This is a genomic window from Paraburkholderia hospita, from assembly GCF_002902965.1.
Taxonomy (GTDB): domain Bacteria; phylum Pseudomonadota; class Gammaproteobacteria; order Burkholderiales; family Burkholderiaceae; genus Paraburkholderia; species Paraburkholderia hospita.
The window spans coordinates 949371-964405 of the sequence record NZ_CP026105.1 but is presented as its reverse complement, the minus strand read 5'-3'; the positions used below and the strand labels follow the sequence as shown (position 1 = coordinate 964405).

Genomic DNA, 15035 nt, shown 5'->3' with positions numbered 1-15035 from the left:
GCGCTGTGTTCAGCCGGCCTGTGCGCCGACGTATCCCGCGATCATAGCAAGCTCTACGCTAGCGTACCTGGCATTCGCATGTGCCTCCCGCGCATGTGCTTCGCGGACCGCACCTCGCCCAGCCAGCGCGGCCCGGCACGCTACAATATCGCGCATGACACGCAAAACCCGCATTCAACCCATGGAACCCGCTGCCGTCGTCGACGACAACGGGTATGACCGTCCCAGCAAGTCGCAACTGAAGCGCGAAATGCACGCGTTGCAGGAGCTGGGCGTAGAACTCGTCGCGCTGCCCAAAGACGCATTGAAGCGCATGCCGATGCCCGAATCGCTCGATGACGCCGTGCGCGCAGCACGCCGCATCACCGATCACGAAGGCAAGCGCCGCCAGATGCAGTATGTCGGCAAGGTGATGCGCGGCCTGCTGGACGACGAAACGGCCGCGTTGCGCGAAGCGCTCGACAAGTACAAAGGCATCAACAAGGCCGAAACGGCGCGCCTGCACTGGATCGAACGCACCCGCGAGAAACTGCTCGCCGACGACGCCGCGCTGACCGAATTTATCCGCCAGCATCCCACCGTCGACCCGCAGGAAGGCCGCACGCTGATCCGCAACGCGCGGAGGGAAGCGCAGCAAGGCAAGCCGCCCCGCTACTTCCGCGATCTGTTCCAGTGGATCAAGAACGCGGACGGCGCCGGCAACGACGATGCCGACAGCAACGATTCCGACGATCTGGACGACGACGATGACGAATCCCGTGCGTAATCATCCCGACGAGCTGATCGTCGGCCTCGTGTCGATCAGCGACCGCGCCAGCACGGGCGTCTATGAAGACAAGGGCATTCCGTCGCTGCAGGAATGGCTCGGCGGCGCCCTCACCTCGCCGTTTCGCACGGAAACTCGGCTGATCCAGGACGACGCGCCGACCATCACGAAGACGCTGATCGAACTGGTCGACGAAGCCGGCTGCGATCTCGTGCTGACGACGGGCGGAACAGGTCCCGCGCGCCGCGACGTGACGCCGGAAGCGACGCTGGCGGCGGGAACGAAGGAAATGCCCGGCTTCGGCGAGCAGATGCGGCAAATCAGCCTGAACTTCGTGCCGACGGCGATCCTGTCGCGCCAGGTGGCGGTGATCCGCGAGACGGCCGAACGCGCCGCGCTGATCGTCAATCTGCCGGGGCAGCCGAAGTCGATCAGGGAAACGCTGGAAGGCTTGCGCGATGAAACGGGGAAAGTGAAGGTGCCGGGCATTTTCGCCGCGGTGCCGTATTGCATCGACCTGATCGGCGGCCCGTACATCGAGACGAACGCCGCCGTCGTGACGGCGTTCCGGCCGAAGAGCGCGGTGCGCGCTCCGCGGCAAGGCTGAACGTTATTTCGCGGGAGCGTCGCTCGACGGCGCGTCGACAGGCGTGCTCGCGGCCGGGATCAGGAAATGCTCGCGGTAGTAGCGCAGTTCGTCGATCGATTCGTGGATGTCGGCGAGTGCGGTGTGCATCGCGCGCTTCTGGAAGCCCTTGTAGATCGCGGGCTGCCAGCGGCGGCACAGTTCCTTCAGCGTGCTGACGTCGAGGTTACGGTAATGGAAGAACGTCTCCAGTTCGGGCATCCAGCGCGCCATGAAACGGCGGTCCTGGCAGATCGAGTTGCCGCACATCGGCGACTTGCCGGGCGGAACGTGCTGGCCAAGGAACGCTCGGATCTGTTCAGTAGCGTCGGCTTCCGTCACCGTCGACGCCCGCACGCGGTCGATCAGCCCGGAACGGCCATGCGTGTTCTTGTTCCAGTCGTCCATCTTGCCGAGCGTTTCGTCGCTCTGATGAATGGCGAGCACAGGGCCTTCAACCAGCCTGTCGAGCGTCGAATTCGTCACGACAACGGCGATTTCGATGATGCGGTCGTTGTCGGGATCGAGCCCCGTCATTTCCATGTCCAGCCAGACGAGATTCATGTCGCTGCGCACGAGCGGCTGATCGACGGATTCGATAATGTCAGTCATTGAAGGCAACCTTGATTTGAGACCGCGCGAGCGGATCACGTTACACCCGCCGCCCGCCGAAGATGGCGCGCTCCCGCCCACGAGCGGGAACAAACATATAATTCTCGCATAGAACCTACGGATTCCCCGGATGCCTCCTCTCTACTTCACCGTTCTGTTCGTGGTCGCCGTGCTGGCGATGGTCGGCACGAAGCTCTGGCTCGCGTCGCGCCAGATCCGCTTCGTTGCGGCGCACCGTGAGAGCGTGCCGCAGCAGTTCGCCGGCACGATCGCCCTGTCCGCGCACCAGCGCGCCGCCGATTACACGGTCGAGCGCACGCGGCTCACGATGATCGAGATCGTCGTCAGCGCGGCCGTGCTGATCGCGCTCACGCTGCTGGGCGGCGTGCAGGCACTCGATTTCGCCATTGGCGACTGGGTGGGCTATGGCTACGTCGGCCAGATCCTGCTGGTGGCAGCCGTGATTGCGATCACGAGCGCGATCGACCTGCCGTTCGATTATTACCGCCAGTTCGGCATCGAGCAGCGCTTCGGCTTCAACCGGATGACCAAGCGCATCTTTTTCGCCGACCGCATCAAGGGCGTGCTGCTCGGCGCCGCGTTCGGCCTGCCGCTGCTGTTCGTCGTGCTGTGGCTGATGAATCAGGCGGGCACGTACTGGTGGTGGTGGACGTGGGTCGTCTGGGTCGCGTTCCAGATGCTCGTGCTGATCCTCTATCCGAGCTTCATCGCGCCGATGTTCAACAAGTTCGAACCGCTGAAAGACGAAGCGCTCGTGCAGCGCATCGATGCGCTGATGAAGCGCTGCGGCTTCGCGGCCAAGGGCCTGTTCGTGATGGACGGCAGCCGCCGCTCGGCACATGGAAACGCGTATTTCACGGGCTTCGGTTCGTCCAAGCGCATCGTGTTCTTCGACACGCTGCTCTCGCGCCTGTCGGGCAGCGAGATCGAAGCGGTGCTCGCGCATGAACTCGGCCATTTCAAGCGCCGCCATGTGATCAAGCGGATGGTCGTTACGTTCCTGATCAGCCTCGCGATGCTCGCGCTGCTCGGCTGGCTCGCGCAGCGTACGTGGTTCTTCGAGGGCCTCGGCGTGCGGCCGTCGATGACGGGCAGCAACGACGGGCTCGCGCTCGTGCTGTTCTTCCTCGCCGTCCCCGTGTTCCTGTTCTTCGTGACGCCGCTGGGCAGCCTCAGTTCGCGCAAGCATGAATTCGAAGCGGATGCATTCGCCGCGACGCAGGCCGACGCGAAGGATCTCGTCAATGCGCTCGTCAAGCTGTACGAAGACAACGCGTCGACGCTTACGCCCGACCCGCTCTACACCGCGTTCTACTACTCGCATCCGCCCGCCTCGCAGCGGATCGACCGTCTGCTGCGTCACGCATGAGCGGCCGCTCGCCGAAAGCGCTGCGCGCCGCTGCCGCCAGCGACCGCGCGCAGGAGCGCGTGCGCGGCCTCGTGATCGCCGCGCATGGACGTCACTACATCGTCGCGCCCGAGGACGGCAGCGCGATCCTGCAATGCTTCCCGCGCGGCAAGCGCAGCGAGATCGCCGTCGGCGATCAGGTGCTGTACGAGTCGACTTCGGCCGATCAGGGCGTGATCGTCGAGATCGGCGAACGGCGCAATCTGCTGTATCGCTCGGATCAGTACAAGTCGAAGCTGTTCGCCGCGAATCTCGATCAGTTGCTGATCGTGCTCGCCACGGAGCCGCATTTCAGCGAAGACCTGCTCGGGCGCGCGCTCGTCTCTGCGGAAGAGAACGAGCTGAAGCCGCTGATCCTGCTGAACAAGATCGACGTCGAAGCCGCGCTGCCGCTCGCGCGCAAGCGGCTCGACCGGTATCGCGGGCTCGGCTACACCGTGCTCGAAGTGTCGATCAAAGCGCAGCCGGACGCCGCGCGCGAGACGTTCGAAGCGCATCTGAGAGGCCATTCGACGCTGCTGCTGGGTCAGTCGGGCATGGGCAAGTCGACGCTCGTCAATCTGCTGATTCCCGATGCCGAAGTGGCGACGCGCGAAATCTCGACGGCGCTCAACAGCGGCCGTCACACGACCACGTTCACGCGTCTCTACCCGCTTCCTGGTGGCGAAGGCGCGTTGATCGATTCGCCGGGCTTTCAGGAATTCGGCCTGCATCATCTGACGGAAGGCAAGCTCGAACGCGCGTTTCCCGAGTTCAGGCCGCTGCTGCCCAACTGCCGGTTCTACAACTGTCATCATCTGCACGAACCCGGCTGCGCGATCCTCGAAGCCGTCGCCGATGGCCGCATCGCGAAGGAACGGCATGCGCTCTACGCGCAGCTCGTACATGAGGCGAGCCAGATCGTCCGCTGACAGGCAATCATGATGAAGCTCATGCGCGCGCCCAACGTCGTGATCGGGCAGCATTGGATCAACGTGCTGGCGGCGGCGGGTATCGCGTGCGAATTGCATAACCGCTATCTGAGCGGCGCCATCGGCGAAATTCCGGCGGATCAGTGCGCGCCGGAGTTGTGGCTCATGGACGAGCGCGACGAAGCGTTGGCGAGGAAGTTGATCGATGCGGCGCGCAGCGGGCCGGCCGTCGGCGCGCCCGGCTGGCGCTGCGCGCATTGCGGTGAAGTGCTCGAAGCGCAGTTCACCGTGTGTTGGAATTGCGGCACGGCGCGCGAACCTCTGGACGGCTGAATCGCCTCTTTAATGGATGGCTCGGCGCTCAGGCGAGCCAGACGGCGATCGTCAGCATCAGCAGCAGAATCATCCACAGGATGACAGCCCGCCACACGAGCCCCACCGCCGATTGCAGCGTGCGCGGCGTGCAGTCGTCACCGACGGGCATCGGGCCGCCGTCGCCCGTTGCCAGCGCGTCGAGGCTCGATACCTCGGCGAGCGGGCCCGCGAGACGCGCGCCCAATGCGCCGCTGCCCGCAGCGAGCAGCACGCCGTCGTTCGGGTCGGGCCATTGACGCGCATGATTGCGCCACGCATAGATCGCGTCTTCGAAGTTGCCGACGATCGCAAAGCCCATCGACGTCAAACGCGACGGGATCCAGTCGATCACGAAGAACGCGCGTTGCGCGAAGGTGGAGAACGCAGCCGTACGGTCGTCGACAGGCTTCGACCAGGTGCGCGCCAGATACTCAGCCGTGCGATACAGCACCGCGCCCGCCGGCCCGACGGGAATCAGGAACCAGAAGAACACGCCGAACACATGCCGATGCGATGCGACGACGGCATGAATCAGCGTGTGACGGACGATTTCGCTGACGGGCATGTCGACGGTATCGATGCCCGTCCATTCATTGAGGATTTCACGCGCGCGCGGCACGTCGTCGTTGTTCAACGACAGATGGATGTCCGTGAAGTAATGGCTGAACTGGCGAAAGCCGAGCGTGAAGTACAGCACCGCGACGTTCCACAGGAACGCGAGCACGAAGTGAATCTCGTACAGCACGAAATAGATCAGGCCGGTGACGAGCGTCCACGGCAGCACGACGACCAGCCACGCGAGGATGCCGTGCTTCTCCTTCCCGGCATCGAAGCCGTGCGCCGTCGATTCCGCATGGTATTGAAGGAGTGCCGACACCGGATTGTTCGGCGACAGCGCGCGCATCTGTTCGATGATGAGGGCCAACAATACGGAGAAAAAAGTCATGCGAGACGCCGTGCTATTCGAGTTCTTACCGGGCGGTTCTTGCCGGCCGATCCGGTCCGATGAGCGGAATTGGTCACTACGATAGCACAGGGTCGGATGAGGCTGAGCGGCTGCAATACAAACGTAATGCAGCGAGACTGCATGCCGATCGCGCGGCTATGCATCATGCAGCGAGGAAGCGATAGAAATTGCGCAACATGCCCGCCGTTGCGCCCCAGATGAAGTAATCGCCGCCTACTTCGCCGCGCGGATACGGCATTGCAAAAAAACGACGCTCGCCGCCTTCCCAGTTCAGCACGCGCACCTCGTGATTCTTCGGGTCCATCAAAAAGCTTAGTGGGACCTCGAAAATCTCCGCCACCTCGAAGGTGTCCGCCTGAACCGTGAACGGCGGATGCACGAGACCGACGACGGGCGTCACGCGAAAACCCGTGCCCGTCAGATACTCGGGTAGCGCGCCCAGCACTTCGACGCGCGAAGGATCCAGGCCGACCTCTTCCTGCGCTTCGCGCAAGGCGGTTGCCGTCGTCGTGGCGTCGTGGGGTTCGTGGCGGCCGCCGGGAAAGCTGACCTGCCCCGCGTGATCATTCAGATGCGCGGTGCGCTGCGTGAGCAGCACGGTCAGTCCCCCATCGCGCACGACCAGCGCCACCAGCACGGCGGCGACACGCGGATCGCCCGTTTCGCGCCACCGCACTTCGCGCGTCTCCCGCTCCCACGGCACGTTTTGTTCGAAGCGTGCGCGCAGGCTGTCCGGCGTCAGACGCTCGGGCGCGACGGCGGGCAGATCGACATCGGCCGGTTCGACAGGCAAGCTTTCGGGATCAAAGACGGGACGAGAGGGACGGGAAGGCGCGGTCAATGGAAGTCTCGAAACGAGCGCTGGTGGGACACGACGCTATTTTGACCTGGCAAACAAAAAAGCACCCGTGGAGGGTGCTTTTTCTTACAGCTTTTACTCTTGAGCAGCTGCAGCGCGGTCTTTCGACACCAGCTTTTCTTTGATCCGAGCCGACTTGCCCGAACGTTCGCGCAGGTAGTACAGCTTTGCACGACGCACATCGCCACGACGCTTGACGACGATGCTTGCCAGCAGCGGCGAATACGTTTGGAACGTACGCTCGACGCCTTCGCCCGACGAAATCTTGCGGACGATGAACGCCGAGTTGAGGCCACGATTACGCTTCGCGATCACGACGCCTTCGTAAGCCTGAACGCGCTTGCGGGTACCTTCAACGACGTTCACGCTCACGATCACCGTATCGCCGGGAGCGAATTCGGGGATGGTCTTGCCTGCGAGCGCGCGCTCGATTTCTTCCTGCTCGAGTTTTGCAATCAGATTCATTACTGACTCCTGTTGCCATCTTGTCGGCGTTCGTACCTGCCTCGCGCATCGCGCGTTCGGCTACGGCCCCGATAGAGGATGGGTTCACATCTGGAACCGGCCACGCATGGACGGTTCCGCCTGATCCCGCTTCGTTGCGCGAAGCTCAATGCTTCGACGCTTCCTTGGCGAGATTTGTGAGCCACGCCTCGTCGGCACGGCTCAACAACTTGTTCTTTCTGGCCTGAACGATCAGATCGGGCCGCTTGACCAGCGTATTGCGCAGTGCTTCGCGCCGCCGCCACTGCTCGATTTCCGCATGATGGCCGCCGAGCAGCACATCGGGTACACGAACGCCGTCGTATTCCTCGGGACGCGTGTAGTGCGGGCAATCGAGCAAACCATCGACGAAGCTATCCTGCACCGCCGATTGCGCGTCGTTCAGCACACCCGGCAAATGACGCACGACGGCATCGATCAACGCCATGGCCGGCAACTCGCCACCCGACAGCACGAAGTCGCCGAGACTGACTTCTTCGTCGACGACGCGGTCGATCAGACGTTGATCGATCGCTTCGTAGCGGCCGCACAGCAAAATCAGACCAGGCTCAGCGGCAAAGCGCATGACCTTGTCGTGATTGAGCGTGGTGCCTTGCGGCGACATCATCACGACGCGCGCGCCGCCGATGCCCTGCTCCGCCTGCGCCGCTTTCGCCGCACCGATCGCGTCTTCCAGCGGTTTGGCCAGCATCACCATGCCGGGGCCGCCGCCGTACGGGCGATCGTCGATTGTGCGGTAGTTGTCGGTTGTGAAATCACGCGGATTCCACGTGCGCAACCCATATCGCTCCTGCTTCGCCGCGCGGCTCGTAATACCCCACTCGGTCAACGCGCGAAACATTTCAGGAAAGAGCGTAACGATATCGAACTGCATCGCTCTCTCCGTGAAGCGAAATGTTTTAGTAATCGGCTTCCCAGTCGACGATGATCTTCTTCGCCGCCTGATCCACCGTTTTGATGAAGACGCCGACGAACGGGATCAAGCGCTCGCCGGTGACCGGCTCGCCGTCTTTGTCAGTAGCCGGATACTCGATGCGCAACACCGACTGCGCACCGTTGTCGATCAGATCTGCCACTTTGCCGAGTTCGACGCCTGCCTCGTTGACCACATCGAGGCCCAGCAGGTCGACCCAGTAAAATTCGTCGGTTCCCAGCGCAGGGAAATCGCTGCGGCGCACGTAGACGCGATGACCGCGCATTGCGAACGCGGCATCCCGGTCGGCCAGGCCGCCGAGTTGCGCAACGATACTGTCGCCATGAACCTTGGACTGCAGGCGGGGCGCCGATTTGCGCTCGCGGCCCTTCTCGAGCCACCAGCGTTTGGCGTTGAGCAAGGCGTCGCCGCCTTGACCGGCATTTGCATGCGCGGCCACCTTCACCCAGCCTTTGAGACCGTATGCATCGACGATTGCGCCGACTTCGACAGCGTCGTCGGGCCAGCTTTCGGCCGATTCAGCCTGCATGTCCTGCGCGGCTTCGGCCGTTGCCGCATTCGCCGCAGGCCGTTCGACCGGCTTGCGGACAAACGCGCCAAACGACGCTCGCGCGCCAGGCTGTGTTTTCGCCTTAGCGCGTCCTGAACTATCCGAATCACGCTCCGACATCAGCGAACCTCAAGCCTGCATACGTCAAACCTGCACATTTCGGACTCGCACAGAACCAATGCCGCACGAGCCGTCGATGTACCGTGAAACTGCACTTAAGCAGCCGGTTGCGCCTTTTGCGCTTCCTTCACCAGACGTTCGACCGTCGGCGACAGTTGTGCGCCAACGCCTTGCCAATACGTCAGGCGATCTTGAGCGATACGCAGCGACTCACCTTTCGTAGCGACCGGGTTGTAGAAACCAACGCGCTCGATGAAGCGGCCGTCACGACGGTTACGCGAATCGGTTGCAACGATGTTGTAGAAAGGGCGCTTCTTCGAGCCGCCACGAGCCAAGCGGATGATGACCATACTGGAATCCTTGAAAACCGGGGTTCGAAACTACTGAAACGTGCGATTATAGCCGGAAACCGAAAGCACAACAAACACTTAGCGGGATAAACTGAGCCGCGGGGCGGTAGCCGAGACTCAACGCCGTGCTTGCCAGCTCCAGATAGTCCGTCCAAGCCGCGTGGAAGCGCCGTGAAACCCTTGCTGACGGCTGTTTCGCCTGTTTCTCAGGACACCGTCGCGCGGATGCCACGCTGCGCCGCCGTCTCCGTGTCACATGCACTTCGCGCCGGACCGCCGCGGAATGCCGGCATAAGTCTCCACAAGTGCCGCGCGCGATGCGGCCGGCGTAGAATGCGCGACGGCTGTGCGCGGGATCCGCAGCCCCCGAAGCCGTCCGTCATCCTGTCGCTCACGCTCATGGCCACCGTCGCTACGCATAACTCGCGCTTTCGCTCCAAGACCCTTACCGCCGCGCTCGCGTTCTTCTTCGGCACGCTCGGCGCACACCGCTTCTATCTGTACGGCTTGCGCGACGTGTGGGGCTGGGCGCACCTCGTTGGAACGATCATCGGTATTCCTGGCTTCATGCTGCTCGCCGCCACCGAGCGCGCCGCGATCATGGGCTGGTTGCTCGCGTTTCCCGGCGCCGTGTCGATGCTGGCGGCTTTCCTCGCGGCGATCGTCTACGGCCTGCGCCCCGACGAAAAATGGGACGCCCAGTTCAACGCGCACACCGACCAGCAGAGCCGTTCCGGCTGGACCGTCATCTTCGTCGTGATCTTTTCGCTGCTGATCGGCGCATTCCTCCTGATGACGGGACTCGCGCTGTCGTTCCAGACCTACTTCGAATCTCAGGTCGAGGCCGCAAAAGCGATCTCGCAATAAGGTCGCCCTCAGAAAAGACTCAATTGAGGCGTGTCGGGCGTAGCCGGTTTAAGCGGTTTGGGCAACTCGACACGCTTGAAATGCGACATATCGAGAATGCCGTGATTGCGCGCATTCAAACCAAGCCGCCGCACCGCGTTCGCAAAGCGCTGCTTGAGCAGATCAGCCCATAGCCCCTCGCCCTTCATGCGCGTCGAAAACGACGAGTCGTAGTCCTTGCCGCCGCGCATGTCGCGCACGCGGTTCATCACGCGCTCGGCGCGGTCGGGGAAATGCGCTTCCAGCCAGCCTTTGAAGAGCGGCGCAACTTCCCAAGGCAGACGCAACACGATATAGCTCGCGCTCGTCGCGCCCGCTTCCGCGCAAGCCTCCAGCACGCGCTCCATGTCCTGATCGGTGACGAACGGAATCACGGGCGCAATGCTCACACCCACCGGTATGCCCGCCTCGCTCAACGCGCGGATTGTCCTGAGGCGCCGCGCGGGCGTGGCAGCGCGCGGCTCCAGTGTGCGGGCGATATCGGCATCGAGCGTCGTGATAGTGATGGCCGCCATCATTAGCCCTTTCTCGGCCATCGGTGCGAGCAGATCGATATCGCGCTCGATCAGCGAGTTTTTGGTGATCGCGGCGAACGCCTGGTTGTGCTCGCTCATGACCTGGATCACGCGCCGCGTGAGCTGAAGGTCCCGCTCGACCGGCTGCCATGCATCCGTGTTCACGCCAAGCGCGATCGGCTCCGGCACGTAGGACTTCTTCCCCATTTCACGCGCGAGCAGTTCCGGCGCGTTGACCTTCGCGTAGATCCGGCTTTCGAAGTCGAGTCCCGGCGACAGGCCGAGATAACTGTGTGTAGGCCGAGCGAAGCAATAGATACAGCCATGCTCGCACCCGCGATACGGATTCAACGATACGCTGAACGGAATATCCGGCGACTGGTTGTGCGTGAGGATGCTTTTCGCGCGCTCCTCGAATATCTGCGTGCGCAACGCGGGACGCCCGCTTTCCTCTTCCGACGGCGCGATCCAGCCATCGTCGACGGACTCGCGCTGGTCCACTTCGTAGCGGCCCTGCAGATTTGTGACCGCGCCCCGCCCCTTGCGCGGAGCAGGTGGCGCGATTGGAAATTCGGGAATGTCTCGATCGTAGTCGGTCACGGAACACGGCAAAAGCAACGCGGAATACTGTACAAATATACAGTGTTTGCAGCTTTTGTCGAGCGTGACTTTCGGGGCCGAGTCAACCGCCCGCGAGCCTCGCCGTAAGTGTCATTCGCCTACAGCAATGTTCAGCGTTTCCTTGATTTCTTCCATCACGACATAGCTCTTTGACTGCACCGCGCCCGGCAGTTGCAACAGGATGTCGCCGAGCAGCTTCCGGTAGTCCGCCATTTCGCCGATCCGCGCCTTGATCAGATAGTCGAAATCGCCCGAAACCAGATGGCATTCGAGCACCTCAGGAATCTTCTGCACTTCGCGCCGGAACTGGTCGAACATGTTGCCGCTCTTGTGATCGAGCGTGATCTCGACGAACACCAGCAGCGCCGCGCCCAGCTCCGCCGGGTTCACGCGCGCGTGATAGCCCGTAATGACGCCGTCGCGCTCCATGCGCTTGACGCGCTCGATGCACGGCGTCACCGAAAGACCCACCTGTTCGGCCAACTCCTTCATCGCGATCCGGCCGTCCTGCTGGAGGATTTTCAGGATCTTGTGATCGAGTTTATCGAGCGATCGAATCGGTTGACGCTGTGTACGCATGGTATTTACCGAAAATCTGAAAAATACGATAACAAAACCTACCTCGACGCAAATAGTATAGCGGTTAACACTAGGCATCCGGCAAATCACCGCGTCAATCGAACAAAAGCACGAAAAAACGAGGTTTTCCATCACGCCGCGGCCTTCCGACCTTTATGGAGCAGCTATGCGAGTTGTCGTTCTGGGCAGTGGCGTCGTTGGGGTAACGACCGCCTATTATCTTGCGCGCGCGGGTCATGAAGTCACAGTGATCGATCGCGAAGCGGGTCCTGCGCTCGAAACGAGCTTTGCCAACGCCGGCCAGATTTCGCCGGGCTACGCCGCGCCGTGGGCCGCGCCGGGCGTGCCGCTAAAGGCCGTCAAATGGATGTTCCAGAAGCACGCGCCGCTCGCTATCCGGCTCGACGGCACGCAATTCCAGCTGCAATGGATGTGGCAGATGCTGCAGAACTGCACGTCCGCGCGCTATGCCGTCAACAAGGGCCGCATGGTGCGCCTCGCCGAATACAGCCGTGATTGCCTGCAGGCGCTGCGCGCCGAAACGGGGATCCACTACGAAGGCCGTACGGGCGGCACGCTGCAACTGTTCCGCACACAACAGCAACTCGATGGCGCGGCGAAGGACATCGCCGTGCTCGAGGAAGCGAACGTGCCGTACGAACTGCTGATGCCGGACGATCTCGCACGCGCCGAACCCGCGCTCGCCGCAACGGCACACAAGCTGACGGGCGGCCTGCGCCTGCCCGGCGACGAAACGGGCGACTGCCAGTTGTTCACGACGCGCCTTGCCGCGCTCGCCGAGCAGTTGGGCGTCAAATTCCGCTACAACACGCCGATCGACGCACTCGCGATGGAAGGCGGGCGCATCGCCGGCGTGAAGTGCGGCAGCGAGATGGTGCGTGCGGAGAGCTTCGTCGTCGCACTCGGTTCGTACTCGACCAAGTTCCTGTCGGACATCGTCAAGATTCCCGTGTATCCGCTCAAGGGCTACTCGATCACCGCGCCGATCGTCGATGCAAAGTCGGCGCCCGTGTCGACGGTGCTCGACGAGACGTACAAGATCGCGATCACGCGTTTCGACGACCGGATTCGCGTCGGCGGGATGGCGGAGATCGTGGGTTTCGACAAGAAGCTGAAGCAGGCGCGTCGCGAGACACTTGAGATGTGCGTCAACGACCTGTTCCCGGGCGGCGGTGATACGTCGAAAGCGACATTCTGGACGGGCCTGCGTCCGATGACACCGGACGGCACGCCGATCGTCGGCCGCACGCCCGTGTCGAACCTGTTCCTGAACACGGGACACGGGACGCTCGGCTGGACGATGTCGTGCGGCTCGGGCCAACTGCTCGCCGACCTGATCTCGGGCAAGCGTCCGGCGATCCAGTCGGGCGATCTGTCGGTGCATCGCTATCTCGGCGAAGCGACGGGTCAGACGCGTCCGGCTTACGCCTGATTCGGTTCCTCCTGATGCAACAACGACGGCGCCTCGTGGCGCCGTTGTTTTTTTGTGCTTTGGTTTTCTACGCGACGCGCATCGAGCGTCGTCAGAACTGGTCTTCGGACAACGCGAGGATGCCCTCGCCGCCCTTCGCGCTGGTGATCGACGCTTCTAGCGCCACCGCCTGCGGCAGCAGATGTTCCGCGAAGAACTGCGCGGTCGCGATCTTCGCGCCGTAGAACGATGGGTCTTGCGCGTGTTTCTCTTGCGCTGCGAGCATCGCGCGCGCCATCTGCCAGCCGCCCAGCACAATGCCCGCAAGCTTCAGATACGGCACGCTGCCTGCGAACACTGCATTCGGATCGCTCTTCGTATTCGCGACGACATACGCCACGACCGACTGCAACGCATCATGTCCAAGTGACAAGTGCTTTTGCATCGAATCGAACGCTGCGCCCTTATGCTGCTTCAGTGCTTCGACCGTCTGCGCAATCTGCGCAAGCAGTACTTTTGCAACTGCGCCGCCGTCGCGCACTGTCTTGCGCCCGACGAGATCGTTCGCCTGAATGGCCGTCGTGCCTTCGTAAATCGGCAGGATGCGAGCGTCGCGATAGTACTGCGCTGCGCCCGTTTCTTCGATGAAGCCCATGCCGCCATGCACCTGCACGCCAAGGCTCGCCACATCCACCGATAGCTCCGTGCTCCAGCCCTTCACGATCGGCACCAGGTATTCGTAGATCGCCTGATGTTCCGTACGCTTCGCTTCCTCAGGATGCCGATGCGCGAGATCGCTGTGCGACGCCGCGACGTACGCCAATGCGCGCGAGCCTTCCGTGAGCGCGCGCATCGTCGACAGCATGCGTCGCACGTCGGGATGATGAATGATCGATACGGCCTGCTTCGCGGAGCCGTCCACTGGCCGGCTCTGCACGCGGTCCTTCGCGTAAGCCACAGCCTTCTGGTACGCACGATCCGATATGGCCACGCCCTGCATGCCGACCGCAAACCGCGCCGCGTTCATCATGATGAACATGTATTCGAGGCCGCGATTCTCTTCACCGATCAGGTGACCGATGGCTCCCCCATGATCCCCGAACTGAAGAACGGCCGTCGGACTCGCCTTGATCCCGAGCTTGTGTTCGATCGACACGCAGTGCACGTCGTTGCGCTCACCCAGCGATCCATCCTCGTTGACGAGGAACTTCGGCACGACGAACAGCGAAATGCCCTTCACGCCTTCAGGCGCATCCGGCGTGCGTGCGAGCACGAGGTGGACGATGTTGTCCGCCATGTCGTGCTCGCCCCACGTGATGAAAATCTTCGTGCCGAACAGCTTGAAAGAGCCATCGCCCTGCGGCTCGGCGCGCGTGCGCACTAGCGCGAGATCGGAGCCGGCTTGCGGCTCGGTGAGATTCATCGTGCCAGTCCATTCGCCCGAGATGAGCTTCGGCACGTAGGTCTGCTTTTGCGCTTCAGTGCCCGCCGTGAGCAGCGCCTCGATCGCGCCATCGGTCAGCAGCGGACACAGCGCGAACGACAGGTTCGACGCGTTAAGCATCTCGATACACGCCGTCGCGATCAGCTTCGGCAGGCCCTGGCCTTCGTATTCGACGGGATGCTGCACGCCCTGCCAGCCGCCCGCGGCGAACTGGCGGAACGCATCGGCGAAACCGGGCGTCGCTGTGACGTGGCCGTCTTTCCAGCTGCTCGGGTTCCTGTCGCCTTCGACGTTCAGCGGCGCGAGCACTTCGCCGCACAGCTTCGCGGATTCTTCGAGCACGGCTTGTGCGGTTTCAGCGTTCGCATCTTCAAAGCCGGGCAGCGCTGCGATGTCATCCAGTCCGGCCAGTTCCTGCATCGCGAACATCATGTCCTTGATGGGTGCCGTGTAGCTCATGTGTGTCTCCTCCCTGACTCCGATGAAAAAAGAGGCGCTGGATTCAACATCCTCGCGCCTCTTCGCTTTGCTGTCGTGCGCCGTCAGGCGGCGTGTCG

Annotated in this window: 17 protein-coding genes; 7 read left to right on the top strand and 10 right to left on the bottom strand. The window is 62.6% G+C overall.

Features of this window, described 5'->3' with window-relative positions; translation table 11 throughout:
* Window positions 1–154: 154 nt before the first annotated feature.
* Both yjgA and mog read left to right on the top strand, forming a co-directional pair.
* Window positions 155–766 (top strand): ribosome biogenesis factor YjgA, encoded by a 612-nt coding sequence (yjgA, locus tag C2L64_RS04315; RefSeq protein ID WP_090835796.1) that lies wholly within the window; start codon window positions 155–157, stop codon window positions 764–766.
* Window positions 747–1373, top strand: coding sequence for a molybdopterin adenylyltransferase (gene mog, locus C2L64_RS04310; RefSeq protein ID WP_079500030.1), 627 nt, complete (start codon window positions 747–749; stop codon window positions 1371–1373). The genes yjgA and mog overlap by 20 nt, the downstream gene beginning before the upstream one ends.
* Before the next feature lie 3 nt (window positions 1374–1376).
* On the opposite strand, the gene orn is transcribed toward mog, so the two are convergent.
* Window positions 1377–2003, bottom strand: a complete 627-nt coding sequence (orn, locus tag C2L64_RS04305) for an oligoribonuclease (protein ID WP_090835797.1) — start codon at window positions 2001–2003, stop codon at window positions 1377–1379.
* Window positions 2004–2133: 130 nt separating this feature from the next.
* Between orn and C2L64_RS04300 the strand changes: the two genes are divergently transcribed.
* The 3 genes from C2L64_RS04300 to C2L64_RS04290 are packed head-to-tail and all read left to right on the top strand — an operon-like array spanning window position 2134 to window position 4676.
* Window positions 2134–3393, top strand: coding sequence for a M48 family metallopeptidase (locus tag C2L64_RS04300; RefSeq protein ID WP_007580222.1), 1260 nt, complete (start codon window positions 2134–2136; stop codon window positions 3391–3393).
* Entirely contained in the window at window positions 3390–4343 is a 954-nt protein-coding gene (gene rsgA, locus C2L64_RS04295) for a ribosome small subunit-dependent GTPase A (RefSeq protein WP_086914378.1), read from the top strand. Before C2L64_RS04300 ends, rsgA begins: the two co-directional genes overlap by 4 nt.
* A 12-nt stretch (window positions 4344–4355) precedes the next feature.
* Window positions 4356–4676 (top strand): putative signal transducing protein, encoded by a 321-nt coding sequence (locus C2L64_RS04290; RefSeq protein WP_090835811.1) that lies wholly within the window; start codon window positions 4356–4358, stop codon window positions 4674–4676.
* Window positions 4677–4704: 28 nt separating this feature from the next.
* Here C2L64_RS04290 and C2L64_RS04285 read toward each other — a convergent pair whose 3' ends face one another.
* The 6 genes from C2L64_RS04285 to rpsP all read right to left on the bottom strand — a co-directional run bounded on the left by C2L64_RS04285 (window position 4705) and on the right by rpsP (window position 8981).
* Window positions 4705–5643, bottom strand: coding sequence for a CobD/CbiB family protein (locus C2L64_RS04285; RefSeq protein WP_007580219.1), 939 nt, complete (start codon window positions 5641–5643; stop codon window positions 4705–4707).
* Between the two features lie 163 nt (window positions 5644–5806).
* On the bottom strand, window positions 5807–6505 hold the full coding sequence (locus tag C2L64_RS04280) for a CoA pyrophosphatase (RefSeq protein WP_090835798.1): 699 nt from the start codon (window positions 6503–6505) through the stop codon (window positions 5807–5809).
* Between the two features lie 93 nt (window positions 6506–6598).
* A complete protein-coding gene (rplS, locus tag C2L64_RS04275) occupies window positions 6599–6988 on the bottom strand; it encodes a 50S ribosomal protein L19 (protein WP_007580217.1) in 390 nt (129 codons plus the stop codon).
* Between the two features lie 145 nt (window positions 6989–7133).
* On the bottom strand, window positions 7134–7901 hold the full coding sequence (trmD, locus tag C2L64_RS04270; protein WP_007580216.1) for a tRNA (guanosine(37)-N1)-methyltransferase TrmD: 768 nt from the start codon (window positions 7899–7901) through the stop codon (window positions 7134–7136).
* 25 nt (window positions 7902–7926) lie between these two features.
* Entirely contained in the window at window positions 7927–8631 is a 705-nt protein-coding gene (rimM, locus tag C2L64_RS04265; protein ID WP_090835799.1) for a ribosome maturation factor RimM, read from the bottom strand.
* A 95-nt stretch (window positions 8632–8726) separates the two neighbouring features.
* Entirely contained in the window at window positions 8727–8981 is a 255-nt protein-coding gene (gene rpsP, locus C2L64_RS04260; RefSeq protein ID WP_006050280.1) for a 30S ribosomal protein S16, read from the bottom strand.
* Window positions 8982–9380: 399 nt separating this feature from the next.
* Here rpsP and C2L64_RS04255 point away from each other — a divergent pair, with 399 nt between their 5' ends.
* The gene (locus tag C2L64_RS04255; RefSeq protein WP_090835812.1) at window positions 9381–9848 is read left to right on the top strand and encodes an NINE protein; all 468 of its coding nucleotides are present in this window, start codon (window positions 9381–9383) and stop codon (window positions 9846–9848) included.
* Between the two features lie 8 nt (window positions 9849–9856).
* Here the strand turns inward: C2L64_RS04255 and C2L64_RS04250 are convergent, their stop codons facing one another.
* Both C2L64_RS04250 and C2L64_RS04245 read right to left on the bottom strand, forming a co-directional pair.
* Window positions 9857–11002: a PA0069 family radical SAM protein gene (locus tag C2L64_RS04250; RefSeq protein WP_090835800.1), complete on the bottom strand. Its 1146-nt coding sequence runs from the start codon at window positions 11000–11002 to the stop codon at window positions 9857–9859.
* A 111-nt stretch (window positions 11003–11113) separates the two neighbouring features.
* Entirely contained in the window at window positions 11114–11602 is a 489-nt protein-coding gene (locus C2L64_RS04245; protein ID WP_007580208.1) for an Lrp/AsnC ligand binding domain-containing protein, read from the bottom strand.
* Window positions 11603–11768: 166 nt separating this feature from the next.
* Between C2L64_RS04245 and C2L64_RS04240 the strand changes: the two genes are divergently transcribed.
* Entirely contained in the window at window positions 11769–13055 is a 1287-nt protein-coding gene (locus tag C2L64_RS04240; protein ID WP_090835801.1) for a D-amino acid dehydrogenase, read from the top strand.
* Between the two features lie 91 nt (window positions 13056–13146).
* Here C2L64_RS04240 and C2L64_RS04235 read toward each other — a convergent pair whose 3' ends face one another.
* The gene (locus tag C2L64_RS04235; protein ID WP_103153668.1) at window positions 13147–14937 is read right to left on the bottom strand and encodes an acyl-CoA dehydrogenase; all 1791 of its coding nucleotides are present in this window, start codon (window positions 14935–14937) and stop codon (window positions 13147–13149) included.
* Between the last annotated feature and the right edge of the window lie 98 nt (window positions 14938–15035).

Coding starts and splice junctions, on each gene's coding strand:
- C2L64_RS04240 (WP_090835801.1), top strand. CDS start 11,769: ATGCGAGTTGTCGTTCTGGGCAGTGGCGTCGTTGGGGTAACGACCGCC.
- orn (WP_090835797.1), bottom strand. CDS start 2,003: ATGACTGACATTATCGAATCCGTCGATCAGCCGCTCGTGCGCAGCGAC.
- C2L64_RS04285 (WP_007580219.1), bottom strand. CDS start 5,643: ATGACTTTTTTCTCCGTATTGTTGGCCCTCATCATCGAACAGATGCGC.
- C2L64_RS04235 (WP_103153668.1), bottom strand. CDS start 14,937: ATGAGCTACACGGCACCCATCAAGGACATGATGTTCGCGATGCAGGAA.
- trmD (WP_007580216.1), bottom strand. CDS start 7,901: ATGCAGTTCGATATCGTTACGCTCTTTCCTGAAATGTTTCGCGCGTTG.
- C2L64_RS04245 (WP_007580208.1), bottom strand. CDS start 11,602: ATGCGTACACAGCGTCAACCGATTCGATCGCTCGATAAACTCGATCAC.
- C2L64_RS04300 (WP_007580222.1), top strand. CDS start 2,134: ATGCCTCCTCTCTACTTCACCGTTCTGTTCGTGGTCGCCGTGCTGGCG.
- yjgA (WP_090835796.1), top strand. CDS start 155: ATGACACGCAAAACCCGCATTCAACCCATGGAACCCGCTGCCGTCGTC.
- C2L64_RS04290 (WP_090835811.1), top strand. CDS start 4,356: ATGAAGCTCATGCGCGCGCCCAACGTCGTGATCGGGCAGCATTGGATC.
- rimM (WP_090835799.1), bottom strand. CDS start 8,631: ATGTCGGAGCGTGATTCGGATAGTTCAGGACGCGCTAAGGCGAAAACA.
- rplS (WP_007580217.1), bottom strand. CDS start 6,988: ATGAATCTGATTGCAAAACTCGAGCAGGAAGAAATCGAGCGCGCGCTC.
- mog (WP_079500030.1), top strand. CDS start 747: ATGACGAATCCCGTGCGTAATCATCCCGACGAGCTGATCGTCGGCCTC.
- C2L64_RS04255 (WP_090835812.1), top strand. CDS start 9,381: ATGGCCACCGTCGCTACGCATAACTCGCGCTTTCGCTCCAAGACCCTT.
- rpsP (WP_006050280.1), bottom strand. CDS start 8,981: ATGGTCATCATCCGCTTGGCTCGTGGCGGCTCGAAGAAGCGCCCTTTC.
- rsgA (WP_086914378.1), top strand. CDS start 3,390: ATGAGCGGCCGCTCGCCGAAAGCGCTGCGCGCCGCTGCCGCCAGCGAC.